The sequence below is a fragment of the Nocardiopsis sp. NPDC006198 genome (genome assembly GCF_040613895.1).
GTDB classification, from domain to species: Bacteria; Actinomycetota; Actinomycetes; order Streptosporangiales; family Streptosporangiaceae; genus Nocardiopsis; species Nocardiopsis tropica.
The window spans coordinates 19,709-38,029 of sequence record NZ_JBEXSY010000031.1 but is presented as its reverse complement, the minus strand read 5'-3'; the positions used below and the strand labels follow the sequence as shown (position 1 = coordinate 38,029).

At 74.0% G+C, this 18,321-nt stretch carries 12 protein-coding genes; 10 read left to right on the top strand and 2 right to left on the bottom strand.

Annotated elements, in window-relative coordinates:
* Positions 1–157: 157 nt before the first annotated feature.
* Positions 158–835, top strand: coding sequence for an MBL fold metallo-hydrolase (locus ABZ234_RS20730; protein ID WP_267948922.1), 678 nt, complete (start codon positions 158–160; stop codon positions 833–835).
* Positions 836–1,101: 266 nt separating this feature from the next.
* The gene (gene aspS, locus ABZ234_RS20725) at positions 1,102–2,862 is read left to right on the top strand and encodes an aspartate--tRNA ligase (RefSeq protein ID WP_355013149.1); all 1,761 of its coding nucleotides are present in this window, start codon (positions 1,102–1,104) and stop codon (positions 2,860–2,862) included.
* A gap of 103 nt (positions 2,863–2,965) precedes the next feature.
* Here the strand turns inward: aspS and ABZ234_RS20720 are convergent, their stop codons facing one another.
* Positions 2,966–3,109, bottom strand: a complete 144-nt coding sequence (locus ABZ234_RS20720) for a hypothetical protein (RefSeq protein ID WP_267948924.1) — start codon at positions 3,107–3,109, stop codon at positions 2,966–2,968.
* Positions 3,110–3,691: 582 nt separating this feature from the next.
* On the opposite strand from ABZ234_RS20720, the gene ABZ234_RS20715 reads away from it, so the two are divergent.
* Both ABZ234_RS20715 and ABZ234_RS20710 read left to right on the top strand, forming a co-directional pair.
* Positions 3,692–5,746, top strand: a complete 2,055-nt coding sequence (locus ABZ234_RS20715; RefSeq protein WP_355013148.1) for a SpoIIE family protein phosphatase — start codon at positions 3,692–3,694, stop codon at positions 5,744–5,746.
* Between the two features lie 76 nt (positions 5,747–5,822).
* On the top strand, positions 5,823–7,226 hold the full coding sequence (locus ABZ234_RS20710; RefSeq protein ID WP_267948926.1) for a replication-associated recombination protein A: 1,404 nt from the start codon (positions 5,823–5,825) through the stop codon (positions 7,224–7,226).
* Positions 7,227–7,475: 249 nt separating this feature from the next.
* Here ABZ234_RS20710 and ABZ234_RS20705 read toward each other — a convergent pair whose 3' ends face one another.
* Positions 7,476–9,038, bottom strand: a complete 1,563-nt coding sequence (locus tag ABZ234_RS20705) for a serine/threonine-protein kinase (RefSeq protein WP_355013147.1) — start codon at positions 9,036–9,038, stop codon at positions 7,476–7,478.
* A gap of 387 nt (positions 9,039–9,425) precedes the next feature.
* On the opposite strand from ABZ234_RS20705, the gene ABZ234_RS20700 reads away from it, so the two are divergent.
* The 6 genes from ABZ234_RS20700 (at position 9,426) to ABZ234_RS20675 (ending at position 18,319) form a co-directional block, all read left to right on the top strand.
* Positions 9,426–9,818, top strand: a complete 393-nt coding sequence (locus tag ABZ234_RS20700; protein WP_355013146.1) for a DUF948 domain-containing protein — start codon at positions 9,426–9,428, stop codon at positions 9,816–9,818.
* Positions 9,815–10,105: a hypothetical protein gene (locus ABZ234_RS20695; RefSeq protein WP_344182846.1), complete on the top strand. Its 291-nt coding sequence runs from the start codon at positions 9,815–9,817 to the stop codon at positions 10,103–10,105. The genes ABZ234_RS20700 and ABZ234_RS20695 overlap by 4 nt, the downstream gene beginning before the upstream one ends.
* Positions 10,106–10,439: 334 nt before the next feature.
* Positions 10,440–13,109, top strand: coding sequence for an alanine--tRNA ligase (alaS, locus tag ABZ234_RS20690; RefSeq protein WP_355013145.1), 2,670 nt, complete (start codon positions 10,440–10,442; stop codon positions 13,107–13,109).
* Between the two features lie 1,189 nt (positions 13,110–14,298).
* Positions 14,299–14,784, top strand: coding sequence for a Holliday junction resolvase RuvX (ruvX, locus tag ABZ234_RS20685; protein WP_267948931.1), 486 nt, complete (start codon positions 14,299–14,301; stop codon positions 14,782–14,784).
* Positions 14,784–17,498: an endolytic transglycosylase MltG gene (gene mltG / locus ABZ234_RS20680; RefSeq protein ID WP_355013144.1), complete on the top strand. Its 2,715-nt coding sequence runs from the start codon at positions 14,784–14,786 to the stop codon at positions 17,496–17,498. The genes ruvX and mltG overlap by 1 nt, the downstream gene beginning before the upstream one ends.
* Positions 17,498–18,319: a shikimate dehydrogenase gene (locus tag ABZ234_RS20675; RefSeq protein WP_267948933.1), complete on the top strand. Its 822-nt coding sequence runs from the start codon at positions 17,498–17,500 to the stop codon at positions 18,317–18,319. The genes mltG and ABZ234_RS20675 overlap by 1 nt, the downstream gene beginning before the upstream one ends.
* Positions 18,320–18,321 lie beyond the last annotated feature (2 nt).

Below are 18,321 nucleotides of genomic sequence, written 5' to 3'. Positions count from 1 at the left end.
GTGATCGAATGGTGATCAAACGCTTTCGCCGAGGTGCCCGACGGGTCGCCCCTCCTCCCGTGCCTCGGTAGGCTCTGCACCTGAGGGTTCGCGCGTTCCGAACCGCGGGCCCGCCCCTCCGACCGCGCACCCGACCGAGGACAGGACGACATCCGCCGTGCTCATCGCCGCACTTCCCACCGGGCCCCTCGCCGCGAACTGCTACGTGCTGGCACCGGCCCCCGGCGGCGACTGCATCGTCGTCGACCCCGGGCAGGAGGCGGCCGAACAGGTCGAGAAGGTGCTGTCGGAGCACGGTCTGACGCCCGTCGCGGTCCTGCTCACGCACGGGCACTTCGACCACGTGTGGTCGGCCGCCGAACTCGGCGGGCGCCACGGCGTGCCGGTCCACGTGCACGCCCGGGACCGCCACCTGCTCACCGACCCCGCCGCCGGGGTCGACCCCGGCTTCGCCGCCCGGCTGTCCTCCCTGCTGGGGGAGGGCCCCCACGCCGAGCCCTCGGACCTGGTCGAGGTGGCCGGGGGCGACACCCTGTCCCTCGCCGGCCTGGAGGTCGGGGTGGAGCACACCCCCGGGCACACCCCCGGGTCGGTCGTCTACACGGTCACCACGGAGGACGGGGTCCCCGTCATGTTCGCCGGCGACCTCGTCTTCGCCGGGTCCATCGGACGCACCGACTTCCCCGGCGGGGACCACGAGGCCATGCTGCGCAGCCTCGCCGACGCGGTCCTGGCCCGGCCCGACGGCACCCAGGTCCTGCCCGGTCACGGCCCCGCCACCACGGTCGAGCGGGAGCGCGCCACCAATCCGTACCTGCGCGACATCGCCGGCTGAGCCCGCCCGGACGACCCACCCCGCAGGAACGACGTGATGACCACCGAACACCGCAGAGGCGTCGACGCCCCGAGCGCGACCCCCCGGCCCCGCGACGGACGAGATACCCGCACCGGCCCCGCCTGAGGCGGGTTCCGGTGGTTTCCACACCGCCGTCCCCGGCCCCGGGGCCCGGGTGCGCGCGGGCGGTGTGCACAGGATCGGCCCGTACCGAAGCGCAGGTCGGGCACACTGGACACGAACCAAGACGCTGAAGGAGAAGTTCGTTGATACGCACGCATGAGGCAGGTGCGTTGCGCGCCGAGCACGCCGGCGCGACCGTTGTCCTCGCCGGCTGGGTGGCACGCCGCCGCGACCACGGCGGAGTGGTCTTCCTCGACCTGCGCGAAGCCTCCGGAGTGGCGCAGGTCGTCGTCCGCGAGGACGACCTGGCCCACGACCTCCGCGCGGAGTACTGCATCAAGGTCACCGGCACGGTCCGGGTCCGGCCCGAGGGCAACGAGAACCCCGAGATCCCCACCGGCGCGATCGAGGTCGCCGCCGACGAGATCGAGGTGCTCAGCGAGTCCGCCCCGCTGCCCTTCCAGCTGGACAGCGCCGCGGACGTGGCGGAGGAGACCCGCCTGCGCTACCGGTACCTGGACATCCGGCGCCAGGAGATGGCGGAGAACCTGCGCCTGCGCTCCAAGGCCACCTATGTCGCCCACGACGTCATGCGCGACCTCGGCTTCGTGTACGTCGAGACGCCGTACATGACCCGCTCCACCCCCGAGGGCGCCCGCGACTTCCTGGTCCCCGTCCGCCTCCAGCCGGGCCACTGGTACGCCCTGCCGCAGTCCCCGCAGCTGTTCAAGCAGCTGCTCATGGTCGGCGGCATGGAGCGCTACTACCAGCTCACCCGCTGCTTCCGCGACGAGGACCTGCGCGCCGACCGCCAGCCGGAGTTCACCCAGATCGACCTGGAGATGAGCTTCGTCGACGAGGAGGACATCTTCGCCGTCGGCGAGAAGCTGTTCACCCGCCTCCTGCGCGAGGTGCGCGGCGTCGAGCTGCCCGAGCGGTTCCCCCGGATGCGCTTCGCCGAGGCCATGGACCGGTTCGGCTCCGACAAGCCGGACCTGCGGTTCGGCCAGGAGCTGGTCGAGGTCACCGAGTACTTCGCGGACACCCCGTTCCGGGTCTTCAAGGCCCCCTACGTGGGCGCCGTGGTCATGCCGGGCGGCGGGTCCCAGACCCGCAAGGAGCTGGACGCCTGGCAGGAGTGGGCCCGCTCGCGCGGCGCCAAGGGCCTGGCCTACGTGCTCGTCCAGGAGGACGGCACCCTGGGGGGCCCGGTCGCCAAGAACCTGTCCGACACCGAGCGCGAGAGCCTGGCCGCCGAGGTCGGCGCGGCGCCCGGCGACGCCGTCTTCTTCGCGGCGGGCAAGCGCTCCGAGAGCCAGGAGCTGCTCGGCGCCGCGCGCCTGGAGATCGGCAAGCGGTGCGACCTGATCGACACCTCCCTCTGGGAGATCCTGTGGATCACCGACATGCCGCTGTTCGAGGAGGCCGACGAGGAGGGCTCCTGGAAGCCGGTGCACCACCCCTTCACGGCTCCGGCCGTCGAGGACGAGGACGACTTCCAGGAGCACCCGGGCACCACCAACTCCCGGGCCTTCGACCTGGTGCTCAACGGCTACGAGCTCGTCTCGGGGTCCATCCGTATCCACCGTGCCGAGATGCAGCAGCGCGTCTTCGACACGATCGGCCTGAGCAAGGCCGAGGCGGAGTCCAAGTTCGGGTTCCTGCTCGAGGCGTTCAAGTTCGGCCCGCCCCCGCACGGCGGCCTGGCCGTGGGCTGGGACCGGATCATCATGCTCCTGGCCGGACAGCCGACCATCCGCGAGGTCATCGCGTTCCCGAAGACCGCTTCGGGCGGCGACCCGCTGACCGGGGCGCCCACCCCGATCACCGGGGCCCAGCGGGCCGAGGCCGGGGTGGACGCGGACCCGGAGGCCGAGGCGCAGGCCAGGGCCGGCCGGAAGTAGGTCCGGAAGGGCCCTGAGGACCCTGTGGCGGGGGCGGTGCGCGGTGGACGCGCACCGCCCCCGACGCGGTTCCGGGAGTGTGCCGGCCCCGGGGACGGAGCGGCTACGGCTTCCTGCCCCCGCAGCTCCAGCAGGAGTGGTCGCCGTCGGAGTTGCTGCTGCCGCACAGTCGGCAGTCCCAGTCCCAGACGGTGCCGCTGATCCTGAACGTCGCCACGGCACGCTTGAGCACCAGGTACATGGGCATGTCCTCAGGGGGTCGGAGAATTTCACACTTCATGTTCGGTGCCCGGATTAGGCCTACTTTGAACCTTCCTAAACGGTCACACGGAGATATTCGTCGACTATCGGGCGTAGCCGCTCGGTCCGAAGGCGGCCGAACCCGGCCCCTCCGCCCGGGCGCGGATGCGCCGGGGGCCGCCATCCCCTACCGTTGGGGGCGAATCACCCTTCCCGTACCGCGATCCACACGTGTCCTGGAGTGAACACGATGTGTCAGTGGGGATGTCCCCTTTCGCGTACGGAGTGGTGGCGGAGTGCATTCTGCGCCATTGAGTCACACGAGCGTAACGATTCACGCCCCGTGTCCGGACGAATGCGGCCACGGGCGTGGAACCCTGCGCCCTCCCCCCTCCGCTGGTGGACCATGGTGGTCCGTGCCCGACCGGGTCCCGTCGGTGCCCTGCGGTGCGGGCCGTGCCGCCCGCCCAGCTCCACCACCGGAACAGACCCCGGCGCGGCCACTAGAATGAGCCGATCGGAACGTTCCCGGGGTGACCGCGCCTGAACGCGGGTGTGACGTCCGAGACGACATGAGGATGAGTCATACGTGAACGGAAAACGCGCTTCAGGCGACGGCTCCGAGAGCGCGCTCGCGGGGGCGTTCTCCCACGCCCCGGAGCCCATGGTGCTGGCCACGGCCGACGGCGCGATCCTGCACGCCAACCACGCCTTCACCGAGCTCTTCGGACGCGGGGAGTCCGACCTCGCCGGACTGGTGTGGCACGACCTCCTCGACGGTGACGACGTCCGGCGCGGCGCCCGTGCCCACGCCGAGGCGGCCGCCGGGAACCGGGGCCGCCGCTCCCGCCTGCACCTGGGCGTCACGGACAAGGGGTCCCGCCTGGTCGAGGTCGAACTGCGCCCCCTCCCCGGGCCGGACGGGGAGGGTTCCGCGGGGGAGGACCGCCGCGTCGTCGTCCTGATGCACGTGCTCTCCACCGAGGAGGCCGACCTGCGGGTCGTGGGCGAACTCCGCACCGACAACTCCGACTCCGTGCTGTGGAGCCTGGAACTGGGCAGCGGACGCCTGCGCGAGCTCTTCGGCCCCACCCCGCTCGGCGCCCTCCTGGCCGGGAACGACCGGGAGCTCGAGCGCATCCTCGAACGGGTCCACCCCGACGACATCGCCCGCGTCCGCGACGCCATGTCCGCCTCCTTCACCGGACGCGACTACGAGCAGCGCTTCCGCGTCTTCGACCGGCTCGGGGACGAGCGCTCGCTGCACGTGCGCGCCCGCTACGTCCCCGGAGACCCCGACCGGCTCGTCGGCATCGTCGACGACGTCACCGAGCACGTCCAGCTGGTCCGCCGCCTCGCCGACCGCCGCCGCACCGAGGCCGAGCACGGCCGCCTCGTCACCGAGCTGTCCTCCAAGCTCGTCTCGGCCACCACGGTCGACAAGGTCATGGACCTGCTCAGCGAGGAGTTCCTGCCGATCTTCGGCGGGGTCCAGGCCATCGCCCTGTACGTCGAGGGCGGCGTGCTGCGCGGGTCGCCCGGCGCGCGCACCCGGGGCGGCAACATCGACCAGATAGACGGCCGCCGCGCCGACGACACCGACTTCCCCATGGGAGCGGTCATCCAGGACCGCCAGCCCCGCTTCTTCGAGAGCCGCGCGGAGATCATCAGCCGCTTCCCCGCGGCCGTCGAGCTCATGCGCCAGGTGCGCGGCCAGGCCTGGGCGACCGTGCCCATCTTCGGGGACGGCAAGGTCGCCCTCGGCGTCTGGCAGATGGTCTGGGACCGCCCCCACCACGCCAGCCGCGACGAGCGCGCGCTCATGCTCACCTTCGCCGGGCTCGCCGGCCAGGCACTCCAGCGCATCAAGGCCCAGCAGGCCGAACTGGAACTGGCCGACGCCGTCCAGCGCCGCATGCTGCCCCGCCAGGTGGCGAGCTTCCCCGACATGGACATCGCCACCAAGTACCTGCCCTCCCGGGCGGACTGGCGGATCTGCGGCGACTTCTACGACGTCATCGAACTCCCCGACAACAAGGTCGGGCTGCTCGTGGGCGACGTGCAGGGACACGGGGTCGAGGCCGCCGCGGCCATGGGCCAGATCCGCGTGGCCTTCCGCGCCTACGCCACCAACCAGTCCGACCCCGGCGTCGTCCTCGGGGAGACCAACCGGCTCCTCACCGAGACCGGCGAGATCGTCTTCGCCACCTGCGGCTACCTGGTGGTCGACCGCGAGAGCGGCGTCATGCAGGCGGCCTGGGCCGGGCAGCCGCCCGTCGTCCTGGCCTCCGGGAGCGGCTACGAGCTGTGGGAGCCCGAGACCGGCCCGCCCCTGGGGGTGCTCGCCGACACCGAGTACGCCGTCACCACCCGCATGCTCCCGCCCGGCAGCACGCTGCTGCTGTGCTCCGACGGCCTGGTGGAGAGCTCGGAACTCCCCATGGGCGACGGCCTCGCCCAGGTCGGCGAAGCCCTCGCCGCGCACTACGAGGACCCCGGGGAGGCCGCGCACGTCATCGCCGAGATGGCCCCGGCCGGACGCGGCGACGACATCGCCCTGCTCATCACCCGGATGACCCCCGTCCCCGCGGAGCCCGCGCCGGACGCCCCCGCCACGACCACCTCCGCGACACCCGCGCCCTGAGCGCCCGGGCACGGCCGCCGGGCGCACGCCCCGCCCGCCGGACCGAACGGTCCCCGGCCAGCCCTACCCTGGGCAGGTGTCCGAAACACTGTTCGACGATGCCGGGGCGGAAGCCGCCAAGGGGCAGGAACCGCTCGCCGTGCGCATGCGGCCGCGCACCCTCGACGAGGTCGTGGGCCAGCGCCACCTCCTGGGCGGGGGCAGTCCGCTGCGCCGCCTGGTCGAGGACGACGCGCCCATGTCCGTCTTCCTGTGGGGCCCGCCCGGAACCGGCAAGACCACCCTGGCCACGGTCGTCAGCAGGGTCACCAAGCGGCGGTTCGTGGAGCTGTCGGCGGTCAACGCCGGGGTGAAGGACGTCCGCGCGGTCGTGGACGAGGCCAAGCGCCGGATGGGCATGCACGGCACGCGCACCCTCCTGTTCGTCGACGAGGTCCACCGGTTCAACAAGACGCAGCAGGACGCGCTCCTGCCCGCCGTGGAGAACCGGTGGGTGAGCTTCATCGGGGCGACCACCGAGAACCCCTTCTTCTCCGTGGTCAGCCCGCTGCTGTCCCGCTCCCTCCTGCTCTCCCTGGAGTCGCTGGACGACGACGACATCCGCGCCCTGGTGGACCGGGCGCTGACGGACGAGCGCGGTCTGGGCGGCCGGTACGCCATGTCCGACGAGGCCACCGACCACCTCGTCCGCCTGGCCGGCGGGGACGGGCGCCGCTCCCTGACCTACCTGGAGGCGGCCGCCCTGGTGGCCGGGCCCTCCCCCTCCGGCGGGCCCCCGGCCGGGGAGGGGGCGCCCTCCCCGGAGGACGGCTCCGACGCGGCGGGGTCCGGCGCCGGACCGGTGACCATCACCGCCGAGGACGTCGAGCGGGCCGTCGACCGGCACGCCGTGCGCTACGACCGCTCCGGCGACCAGCACTACGACGTCATCAGCGCGTTCATCAAGAGCATGCGCGGCTCGGACCCCGACGCCGCCCTGCACTACCTCGCCCGGATGATCGAGGCGGGGGAGGACCCGCGGTTCCTCGCGCGCAGGATCGTCGTGCACGCGAGCGAGGACGTCGGCATGGCCGATCCCACCGCCCTCCAGACGGCCGTGGCGGCGGCCCAGGCGGTGGAGCTCATCGGGATGCCCGAGGCGCGCATCAACCTCGCCCAGGCCGTCATCCACATCAGCCTGGCGCCCAAGTCCAACGCCGTCGTCAGCGCGATCGACGCGGCCATGGCCGACGTGCGGGCGGGCCGCGCCGGACCGGTGCCCCCGCACCTGCGGGACGGACACTACAAGGGCGCGGCCGAACTCGGCCACGGCAAGGGCTACCGCTACGCCCACGACTTCCCCGGCGGGGTGGCCCCCCAGCAGCACGCCCCCGAGGGGCTCACCGAGCGCGAGTACTACAGGCCCACCCGGCACGGGGCGGAGCGCAGGTTCTCCGAGGTGCTCGAGCGCATCAGGGGAGTGCTCAAGAGCGGGGGGTAGAGGGGGTGGGCCCGCCCCCGCGTCCGGCCCCGTGCGGCAGGGCCGGGGGCAAGGGATCCGCCCCCGCCCGGCCGACGGCGGGGACGAGCGCTTCCACCGCCCCCGCGTCCGGCCGGAGGGCCGGCGCCCGCGACCCGGTGAAACGGGCGGCAGGAGGCGCACACGGGGCGGTCGCACCGCGACGGCCCCACCGGTCCCACGGCGCGCGCCGCGGCCCTCCCGCGTCCCCGACCGCTCAGGCCGGTCCGTCTAGTCGGTGTACAACTCCGTGATCTGCACGATCTCCCGTGGCCCCCCGTCCGGCTCCCCCTCGGCGAAGGTCACCTCCACGATCACGACCGGGCCCCACGACAGGTAGTCGACGAAGTCGCTCCCGGTCAGCTCCCAGGTGCCGCGCCCCTCCTCGTCGAGGAACACGTGGTCGGGGGCGGCGCAGAACTTCGCGCACAGCACCTCGGCCTCGGGCGCGATCGTCGCCTGCCCGGGGTCGCCGGCCTCGGCCCACTGCTCCGCCCACGCCGAGTGGCTGGGTATGCCCTGGCCGCGGACCGGCTCGTCGTCCCGGTCCACCGGGGTGTAGACCCACGGCCCCTCCGCCAGGTCCTCCTGCTCGGCCGGGTCGAACCGCACCACCAGGGTCCGCGGCTCCTCGTCGGCCGCCGGGCTCTCCGCCGCCGGGTCCTCCTCCGACGCGTCCGCGACGAGGGCCTCCCCGTCCGAGGGGCCCAACAGGCGGGACACCCCCCACACGCCGGCGCCGACCAGCGCGAGCGCGATCACCGCGCTCCCGGCGACCAGCAGAGCCTTCGTGGGGCGCCGGTTGGACATCCGCCCCTCCAGGCGGATCACCTCCGGCACCCGCGCGGGCGGTTCCACGGCGTGCCACTCGCGCTCCAGGATGCGCGCCAGGTCGTCACGGCCCGCCGGGGCGCCCCCGGAGGGGGAGGCCTCGCCGCCGTGCTCGGAGTGCCACACCGCGATGACCGCCCCGATGACCTCGCGCAGAACGGGGCGCCCGCCGGGGTCGGGGGCCAGGGCCCTGCCCACCACGGGCTGGAGGCCCCGGGCGAGCCCGCTCAGGTCGAAGTCCCCGTTCGCGGCGCGCTCGGCGATCTCCTCGGGCTCCCCGGGGCCGAAGGGCAGCCGCCCCGTCCCGGCGAACGCCACGACCGCCCCCCAGGCGAACACGTCGGACGCGGGCGTGGCCTCACCGCCCCGGAACCGCTCGGGGCTCAGCCAGGTCGCGCCCAGCCCGCGCATCCGGTCGGGGGAGGCGGCGACGGCGCACTCCATGATGTGCGGACCGTGCGACTCCAGCAGGACCTCGCTGGGGCGCAGCGACCCGTGCGCCACCCCCCGCGCGTGCAGGACGGACAGGCCCTCGGCCAGACCGGTGGCCAGCGCGATGAGCTTGCCCGTGCCGAGCCCGCCGCGCTTCGTGACGTAGTGCGACAGCCGCTCGCCCGCCAGGTAGGGCATGGCCAGCCACGGCGGGTTGGCGTCGGTGTCGAAGGCCGAGGGCACGACGACGCGCTTGGAATTCACGTTGGACAGGGCGCGCAGGCGGCGCTCCAGGGCCGGGTAGGCGTCCGGTGAGTCCAACTCGGGGGACCTGAGCACCTTCACGGCGACCAGCCGGTCGCCGGCGGTGGACGACGCCACGTCGACGGCCGCGTAGACGGTTCCGGTGGCCCCCTGGCCGAGCCGCCCGAGGACGAGGTAGGGGCCGATCCGCGAGGGGTCGTCCGGATAGAGGGGGGCGAGGTCCGGCGGTACCAGTACGGAGATCTCTCGGGGAGAACGAGGGCTCATGGGTGTCCTGTCGACGCTTCAGGGGCAGGCGGGAAGCCGAGTGTCCGGACATCGTAGTGAAGTTCCCGCCCCCCGGTGATTCTCCGGCAGGGCCGCCCCCGCATCGATCCCCGCGTCCTGCACCGGCCACCGCGGGAGGGGTGAGGAGCGATACGTGACCCCTGACACCCCGCACGACACGGGGGCGCGCCCGCGCGCCCGCCTCCGTGACGCGATAGGGTCGGCCGAAACCGGCCCGGCCCGTACGCGGAGGCCCGGTTCACCACTCGGGAGGCCCGACCCGGCGCAGTCACCGGCTCCCCCGCACACCGGCCCCCCAGCCCCGACGCGCGAGCGAGGGGGCCGCCGCACACTTGAAGTACACCTCTATCTGCTCACGGAGCCCGCATGCTTACCGGAGGAGAGGTCGCCGCGCTCGTCGCCGCGGTGGTCTGGGCGGTGCTGGCCACGTTCATGTGCGTGGCGCTCGTCAAACTGATCAAGCTCATCAACGAGGCGACCAAGGTCGTTGCGGACCTGGGGGACCGCACCCCGCCGCTCCTGGACGACGTCGCGTCCACCGTGGAGCGCACCAACACCTCGCTCGAACGGGTCGAGGAGATCACCGCCAACGTGCAGGCGTCCTCGGAGGACGTCTCCACCATGACGGCACTGACCCGCTCGGTGGTCACCGGTCCCCTGGTGCGGGTCGCCTCGCTCTCCTACGGGGTGCGCCGCGTGCTCGGCCGGCGCCGGGCGCTGGCCGTGGTCCGGGGCCGCAGAAGGAAGGCGAACCGGTGATCGGCAAGCTGTTCTACCTCGCCGCGGGCGCCGCCATCGGCGGCTACGCGGTCCACCGCCTCAACCGCGCCAGGCGCTCGCTCACCCCCGGCGGGATCGCCGAGCGGATGGAGGGCCGCGTCACCGAGTACCGGGGCGCCCTCCGCGAGTTCAACGACGACCTCGCGGACGCCGTCCGCGAACAGGAGGAGGAACTCCTCCGCCGGTACGCCCCCGCTCGTGAGCGCGACCTGCCCGCGTCCCGCCGCCGACCGGCGCGGGAGCTCCCCGGGGAGCCCGGGGAATAGGTCCGGTGCCGCGCTCCGCCCCGCGTTCGCACAGCGGCCCGGCCCCGTGACCGCCGTCCGCGGGACCGGACCCGTGTCGCGGCCCTCCTGCCACGCGGTCCGCCCCGGGCGCGGGGAAGCACGGGGCCCGGCGGTGGTCAGCGGCGATAGCCTTGGAACAACCAGGCCGCCGCCGTTGTCGTCACCAGGACGGGTCCCCGGCGGCCACCCGTAAACCACGCGCGCCGGCCGGCGGGTCCCCCTAGCATGGGCCACCACCGACCACGCGTCAGACGGTCCCGCGCAGGGACGACCCGTCGCCCACGGCGGCGGAGCCGAGCACAGGAGGGCATCAATGGAGACGGCAGAGATCGCGCGCCGCTTCCTCAGTTTCTTCGAGAAGAACGGACACACCGTGGTGCCCTCGGCAAGCCTCATCGCCGAAGACCCCACGCTGCTGCTGGTCCCCGCAGGCATGGTCCCGTTCAAGCCCTTCTTCCTGGGTCAGCGCACGCCCCCCTACGCCACGGCCACCAGCGTCCAGAAGTGCATCCGCACCAAGGACATCGAGGAGGTCGGCAAGACCTCCCGGCACGCGACCTTCTTCCAGATGCTCGGGAACTTCTCCTTCGGGGCCTACTTCAAGGAGCAGGCGATCCCGCTGGCGTGGGAGCTCGTCACCACCCCGGTGGAGGACGGCGGCTTCGGCATCGACCCGGAGAAGCTGTGGGTGACCGTCTACCTCGACGACGACGAGGCCGAGCAGATCTGGCGCGAGAAGGTCGGGGTGCGCCCCGAGCGCATCCAGCGCATGGGGATGGAGGAGAACTACTGGTCGATGGGGGTCCCCGGACCCTGCGGCCCGTGCTCCGAGATCTTCTACGACCGGGGGCCCGAGTTCGGCTCCGAGGGCGGTCCCGAGGCGGACGAGAACCGCTACATCGAGATCTGGAACCTCGTCTTCATGCAGTACGAGCGGGGTGAGGGCGGCGACAAGACCGGTTTCCCGATCCTCGGCGACCTGCCCAAGAAGAACATCGACACCGGCCTGGGCCTCGAGCGCCTCGCGGCGGTCCTCCAGGGCGTCGACAACATCTACGAGACCGACATCATGGGCCGCGTCCTGCACCGGGCGGCGGAGCTGACCGGCACGCGCTACGGCGACAATCACGAGCAGGACGTCATGCTCCGCGTGGTCGCCGACCACGTGCGCAGCGCCGTCATGCTCGTCGCCGACGGCGTCAAGCCCGGCAACGAGAAGGCCGGGTACGTCCTGCGCCGCATCCTGCGTCGCTCCATCCGCAACCTGCGCCTGCTGTCGGGCGACGACGCCTTCCTCCTGCACGAGCTGACCGAGGTCAGCATCGACGCGATGAAGGACATCTACCCCGACCTCCTCGACAAGGCCGACGTCGTCCACGGTGTGATCGACACCGAGGAGAGGAACTTCGCCGACACCCTGCGCGCGGGCACCGCGCTGTTCGGCCGGGCGGCCGAGCGCACCCGCCAGGCGGGCGGCACCACCTTCTCCGGGTCGGACGCCTTCCAGCTCCACGACACCTACGGCTTCCCGATCGACCTCACGCTGGAGATGGCCGACGAGCAGGGCCTGACGGTGGACGAGGCCTCCTTCCGCGAGCTGATGCAGAAGCAGAAGGACACCGCCAAGGCGGACGCGAAGGCGAAGAAGCTCGGCAACGCCGACATCTCGCTGTACGCGCAGCTCCTGGAGGGGGCCGGGTCCACGGACTTCCTCGGCTACTCCGACGCCGAGAGCGAGTCGCACGTCAAGGGCATCGTCGTCGGCGGTGTCTCGGCGCCCGCGGCCCGCGCGGGGGAGAAGGTCGAGATCGTCCTGGACCGCACCCCGTTCTACGCCGAGAGCGGCGGCCAGCTCGCCGACACGGGCACGCTGACGGTGGACGGACGCGGCGTCGTGGACGTCGAGGACGTGCAGAAGCCGATCCCGGGCCTGTTCGTGCACCGCGGCACGGTCCGCTCCGGCGAGGTCGTCCTGGACGACGTGGTGCACGCGACCATCGACACGGGCCGCCGCCACGCGATCGAGCGCTCCCACTCGGCGACCCACCTCATCCACTCCGCGCTGCGCAACGCCCTCGGCCCGTCGGCGGGCCAGGCCGGTTCGGAGAACCGGCCCGGCCAGCTGCGGTTCGACTTCACCTCCGACACCGCGCTGGGCGGCGACCGCCTGGCCGAGGTCGAGGAGGAGGTCAACACGGTCCTGGCCGGCGACATCGCGGTGCGGACCGAGGAGAAGAGCCTGGAGGAGGCGCTGAAGATGGGCGCGCTCGCCATGTTCGGCGAGAAGTACGGCGACCGCGTGCGGGTCGTGGAGATGAGCGACTACTCCGTCGAGCTGTGCGGCGGCACCCACGTCCCCTCCACGGCCCGGCTCGGCATCGTGAAGCTCCTCGGCGAGTCCTCGATCGGCTCCGGTGTGCGCCGCGTCGAGGCGGCGGTGGGAGTGGACGCGTTCAAGCGCCTGTCCAAGGAGTCGGCGCTGGTCGGCCAGCTGTCCGAGCAGCTCAAGACGCCGCGCGAGCAGCTGCCCGAGCGCATCGACTCGATGGTCTCCCGCCTGCGCGCCGCGGAGAAGGAGATCGAGAAGCTCCGGGCAGCCCAGGTGCTCCAGGCGGCCGGGTCCATCGCCGAGGGCGCCCGCCGCCACGGGGCGGCGCTGGTCGTCGCGGCCACCGCCCCCGAGGGCGCGAGCGGCGACGACCTGCGCACGCTGGTCCTGGACGTGCGCGGCCGCCTGGGCGAGGAGGAGCCGGTGGTCGTGGCCATGACCGCCGTGCCCAAGGACCGCCCGGTCGTGGTGATCGCGACCAACAAGGCCGCGCAGAAGGCGGGCATCAAGGCGGGCGACCTGGTGGGCGTCGCGGCACGCGCGCTCGGCGGCGGTGGCGGCGGCAAGCCGGACATCGCGCAGGGCGGCGGCAGCGACCCGTCCAAGGTCGACGAGGCGCTGCGCGCCGTGGAGGCGCGCGTCGCCGGCGCCTAGGAGACGCGGGCCGAGCGGCCGGAGGGCATGACCGTGCCGCCCCGCGCGGAGGTCCCCCTGATTCCAGGGGACCACGCGCGGGGCGGCCGGGAAACCCCCCGGCCGCGCCTGTGGACGACCCCCGCCGCGCACCGGCTCCCCGCGCCGGCCGCAGTGCCCGCGCCGCCATCCGCACCGCACGGGCGCCAGTACCGCCCCCGGTCGTCCACGCGTGGCCCCGGGCGGCTCCGCCGTCCTCGCGCCGCCCGCGGTTCCCTCGCCCGCGGCGCCCGCCGCCGGGGCCCGTCCCCGTGCCCCGCGCACCGGCTCGGGCCCGCCGCCGTACCGCGCACCGCGTCCCGGGCCCGCGGCAACCGCCGCCGTACCGCGCACCGTCCCGGCTCCCGGCTCCGTTCCGCCGCCCCGTGACGGGGGCGCAGACGGGACACGACGGCGAAATCACGCATAGTCACACAGGCCTCTGTAATGTAACTCTTTGTGACTATGAGGATGGTCCCGCAAAAACAGGTTCCGATCGGCCCGGCCGTGGCGCTGCTCACGGCCCCGGACCCGGCCGCTCCGGCCGGAGCGGGGGCCCGGCTCCCCGCCACCGCCGCCGAGGGCCGTGCCGCCGGCGCCGCCGACCGGCCCCGGCCCCTCTCCCGAACCCGTTCCGGGACCGGCTCCGGAACCCGGGTCCGCCCCAGCTCACCGGCCGCGTCCGGCACGTCGGAGACCGCTCCGCCGACCGTCGGGGGACCCCTCGTGGCGGTCCCGGACCCGGACCGTCCGGCCCCGCCGGCCTCCGGCGCCGCCACCGCCGGAAGCGGGACGTGCGAGGGGTCCACCCGTGGGTGAGCGCACGGGAGGGGGAGGGCCCCGGCGACCCGCAGCGCCCCGCGGCGGGACGAGTGTGATTTACACTCGAAGCGAACGCGCCCGACCCGAACCCCGTCGTGACCCCCTCGCACGGGACCGCCGGCACGGGCAGCGGCCCCGGACGCCCACGAGCGCCGCCGAGGCTGCGCACTGTCATCGAATCGGGCATACTGTGGCGCGTCACAGCCGATCACACGGCTGTCTGTGCGGAGCTTCCCGCAATCCAGCTGACGAACAGGACCACCGTGTTGAGGATTCCCCAGCAGCGGTGCCGTGCCGCCGACGGCACGGCCCGCCCGCGCATCAACCCCGGTCCGGGGAAGAGGTCCTCTTGAGGCACGGTGTGCGACTGGCCATCGACCCGGGCAACGCCCGCATCGGAGTGGCCGCCAGCGACCCCAGTGGTACTCTCGCGAGCCCGGTGGAGACCATCCCGCGCGGCCGGGGCGACAAGCAGCGCATCGCCCTGCTGGTCCTCGAGCGCGAGGCGCGGGAGGTCGTCGTGGGCTACCCGGCCTCGCTCTCGGGCGAGGAGGGCCCCGCGGCCCGCTCCGCCAGGGAGTTCGCCAACGCACTCGCCGTACACCTGTACCCCGTCCCCGTCCGCCTGGTCGACGAGCGCCTCACCACGGTGACCGCGCAGAGCCAGTTGCTCTCCGGCGCCTCCTTCGCGAAGAAGGGGGCCAGAGGCGGTCGGGCCCGCAGGTCGGTCATCGACCAGGCGGCGGCCACCGTCCTGCTCCAGAGCGCCTTGGACCAGGAACGGTCAACAGGCCAGCCCCCGGGCGAGATCGTCCGCTCCAGCCAGGGAGAATGATGAACGACAGGGATGACTACCCCGATAATCCCTATCGTGGACGTAACGAACGCGAGCGCGGTTACGACTACGACCCGCTCAGCGACCCGCTGCCCGCCCAGCCGCCCTCACGCGGACGGCGGGCGCGTCCTGAGCCCCCGGCCCGGGGCGACGCCCCCACCGCTCCCGACGCCGCCGACCCCGGTGCGGGCACCGGCGGGTTCCGCCGTACCGGGAACTCCACGGGCGAGTTCCGCACGCACGGGTACGCGTCCCGGGCCGACGGGGAGTACGACCCGCTGAGCCCCGACGCCCCGCCCCCCGGGCGCCGGCGCCGGGCCGAGCCGCCGGCCGAGCCCCCGCCGGGACAGCCCCGCCGCACGGGAGCCGCCGACGCCCTGCGCGGAGGGCGGGCCGCGCGCTCCGGAGCCAACCGGTCGCGGGGCGCCGACGAGCCGGGGACCGGGGACCGCGCACAGCCGCAGGACCCCTCCCGCGCGCACCGCGGTCCGGCCGCCGACCCGACCCAGGACGCGCTCGCGGCGCTCGCCAACCTGGGCGCGCCCTCGGCGCCCGCCCGTCCCGCCGACGAGCCCGCGCGGCCCCGGGACCGCGCCGCCGACGAACCCCCGCCCCGGCGCGGGCGCCGGAGCCAGGCCGGGTCCGAACCCGAGCCCCGGCGCCGTCGTGGCGCTCCCGTGGACGAGGGTTCCGCCGACACCGGTGCGATGCCGGTGGAGGAGGAGCCGGCCGGTCGCAGGGGTCGGCGCAAGCGCGGTCGCCGGGACGACGAGCCGACCGGCGGGTTCCTGGACGACGCGCCCGAGGACAGCGGGGCCTTCGCCCCGGAGGGCCGGTCGCGTACCGAGGGCCCCGCGGACACCGGCGCGCTCCCGGCCTCCGAGCCGCCCGCGGGCCGCCGGGGCGGTCGGCGCCGTCGTGGCGCTCCCGTGGACGAGGGTTCCGCCGACACCGGTGCGATGCCGGTGGAGGAGGAGCCGGCCGGTCGCAGGGGCCGGCGCAAGCGCGGTCGTCGCGACGACGAGCCGACCGGCGGGTTCCTGGACGACGCGCCCGAGGACAGCGGGGCCTTCGACTCGGGGAGCTTCCCCGGTCTGACCGGTTCCGCCGACACGGGCGCGTTCGCCGCGGTGCCCGGGCCGACCCGCCGCCGCGGCGCCCGCCGTGCGCGCGCCGAGCGCGACGAGGAGGAGACCCGCGGCGCCGCCCGCGACCCCGAGCCGGAGGAGGCGGCGTCCTCCGGCGCCTTCGACGAGGTGGAGGAGGCCCCCCGGAGCCGCCGCGGCGGGCGCCGCCGCAGGCGGGGCGCCCCGGTGGAGGAGGCGCCCCCCGAGGCGGACGCCGCCCCCGACGGGGAGGAGGCCGCCGACCCGGGGACGGACGCACCCGGGGAGGAGTCCGAGTCCGAACCGGCCGGCCGCCGAAGCCGCCGCAGGCGCGGCGGGGACGACGGGGACGGGGAGCCCACGGGCCGCCGGAGCCGCCGCAGGCGCGGCGGCCGCCGCGCCGAGGAGCCCGAGGAGGAGGTCGAGGAGTACGAGGAGCCCGCGCTCGCCGACATCGCCGAGGCCTACGGCGGCGGCCGCAGCAGCCGCAGGAAGGCCAAGGAGCTCAAGCGGGCCCGCGCCAACGCGAACCGCAGGGGCAGGGGCCGCCGCGGCATGAGCAAGGGCCTGATGATCGTCCTGGTCCTCGTCCTGATCCTGGTGGTCGGGGGCGGTGGCTACGTCGTCATGCGCACCTACGTCTTCCCGGAGGACTTCTCCGGCGAGGGCAGCGGCGAGGTCGTGTTCGTGATCGAGAACGGGGAGAGCGGTTCCGCCATCGCGGGCAACCTCGCCGACCAGGGCGTCGTCGCCAGTTCCCGGGCCTTCGTCAACGCCCTGGACGCCGTCCCCGAGGACGAGATCGGCGACGGCCTGGTCCCCGGCACGTACTCCCTGGCCGAGGGGATGAGCGGCGAGGCGGCCGTGGCCGCGCTGCTCGACCCCGAGAGCCGCCTGGGCGGACAGGTCACCATCCGGGAGGGCCTGCGCAACGAGCAGGTGCTCCAGGAACTCTCCGACCGGACCGGCGTCCCCCTGGAGGAGCTCCAGGCGGCGCACGAGCAGACCGACGAGCTCGGACTCCCCGACTACGCGACGGAGGGGTCCGCCGGCTACCTCTTCCCGGCGACCTACCGGTTCGACCCGGGCACCGAGGCCATGTCCATGCTGAAGACCATGGTCACCCACCACCGCAACGTCACCGAGGAGATGGAGCTGGAGGAGCGGGCCGAGGACGCCGGCTACGACCCCAACGAGATCATGGCGATGGCGTCCATCATCCAGGCCGAGAGCGGCAAGGCCGAGGACATGCCGATGATCTCCCGGGTGATCTACAACCGCCTGGACATCGGCATGAACCTGGGCATGGACAGCACCTGCTTCTACGCCATCGGCGAGTACGGCATCGCGCTGAACAACGACCAGCTCGCCCAGTGCGAGGCGGACACCAGCGGGTTCGACACCTACCACAAGAGCGGTCTGCCCCCCGGCCCGTTCGTCGCCCCGGGGGAGGACGCCATCGAGGCCGCCCTCGAGCCGGCGGAGGGCGACTGGCTGTACTTCGTCGCCACCGACCCGGAGAACGGGGTCACCGAGTTCGCCTCCACGGAGGCGGAGTTCAACGAGCTCAAGGCCAGGTTCGAGGAGACCTGGGGAGGCGGCGAGTAGTGCGCGCCGCAGTCCTCGGATCCCCGGTCGCGCACTCCCTCTCCCCGGTCCTGCACACCGCCGCCTACGCGGAGATGGGGCTGGAGAGGTGGTCCTACGGCCTGTACGAGTGCGGGGAGGAGGGGCTCGCCCCCTTCCTCTCCGGGCTCGGCGGCGAGTGGGCGGGGCTGTCACTGACCATGCCCCTCAAGCGCCGTGCGCTGGACCTGGCCGACACGGTCACCGACCTGGCACGCCAGGTCGGCGGCGCCAACACCCTGGTCCGCCGGGGCGCGGGCTGGGAGGCTCACAACACCGACGTCGCCGGGATCGCCGCCGCCCTCACCGAGGCCGGCGTCGCGCCGCGGAACGCGGTCGTGCTGGGCGCGGGGGCCACGGCGGCGTCCGCCGTCGCCGCGCTCCGCCTGCTGGGGGTGGCCTCGGCGGTCGCCGTCCTGGCCCGCGACACCGCCCGGACGGGCGAGGTGACCGCGGCGGCCCGGCGGCTCGGCCACCCGGTGGAGGTCGCCCCGCTGTCCGCGATCGACGAGTACCTGGACGCGGACCTGGTGGTCTCCTCCCTGCCCTCCGGGGCCGCGGACCGGTACGCCGAGCGCCTCGCCCGGTCGCGGGCCGACCTGTTCGACGTCGTGTACGCTCCCTGGCCCACCGGCGCCGCCGAGGCGGTCGCCTCGCGCGGCGGGCGGACCGTGGGCGGCTTCCCGATGCTGCTGCACCAGGCCGTCGCCCAGGTCCGGCTGATGACCGGGACCGCGGACGTCCCGGTGGAGGCCATGCGCGCAGCGGGCGAGGCCGAACTGGCCCGCAGGAAGGCGTCCTGAGG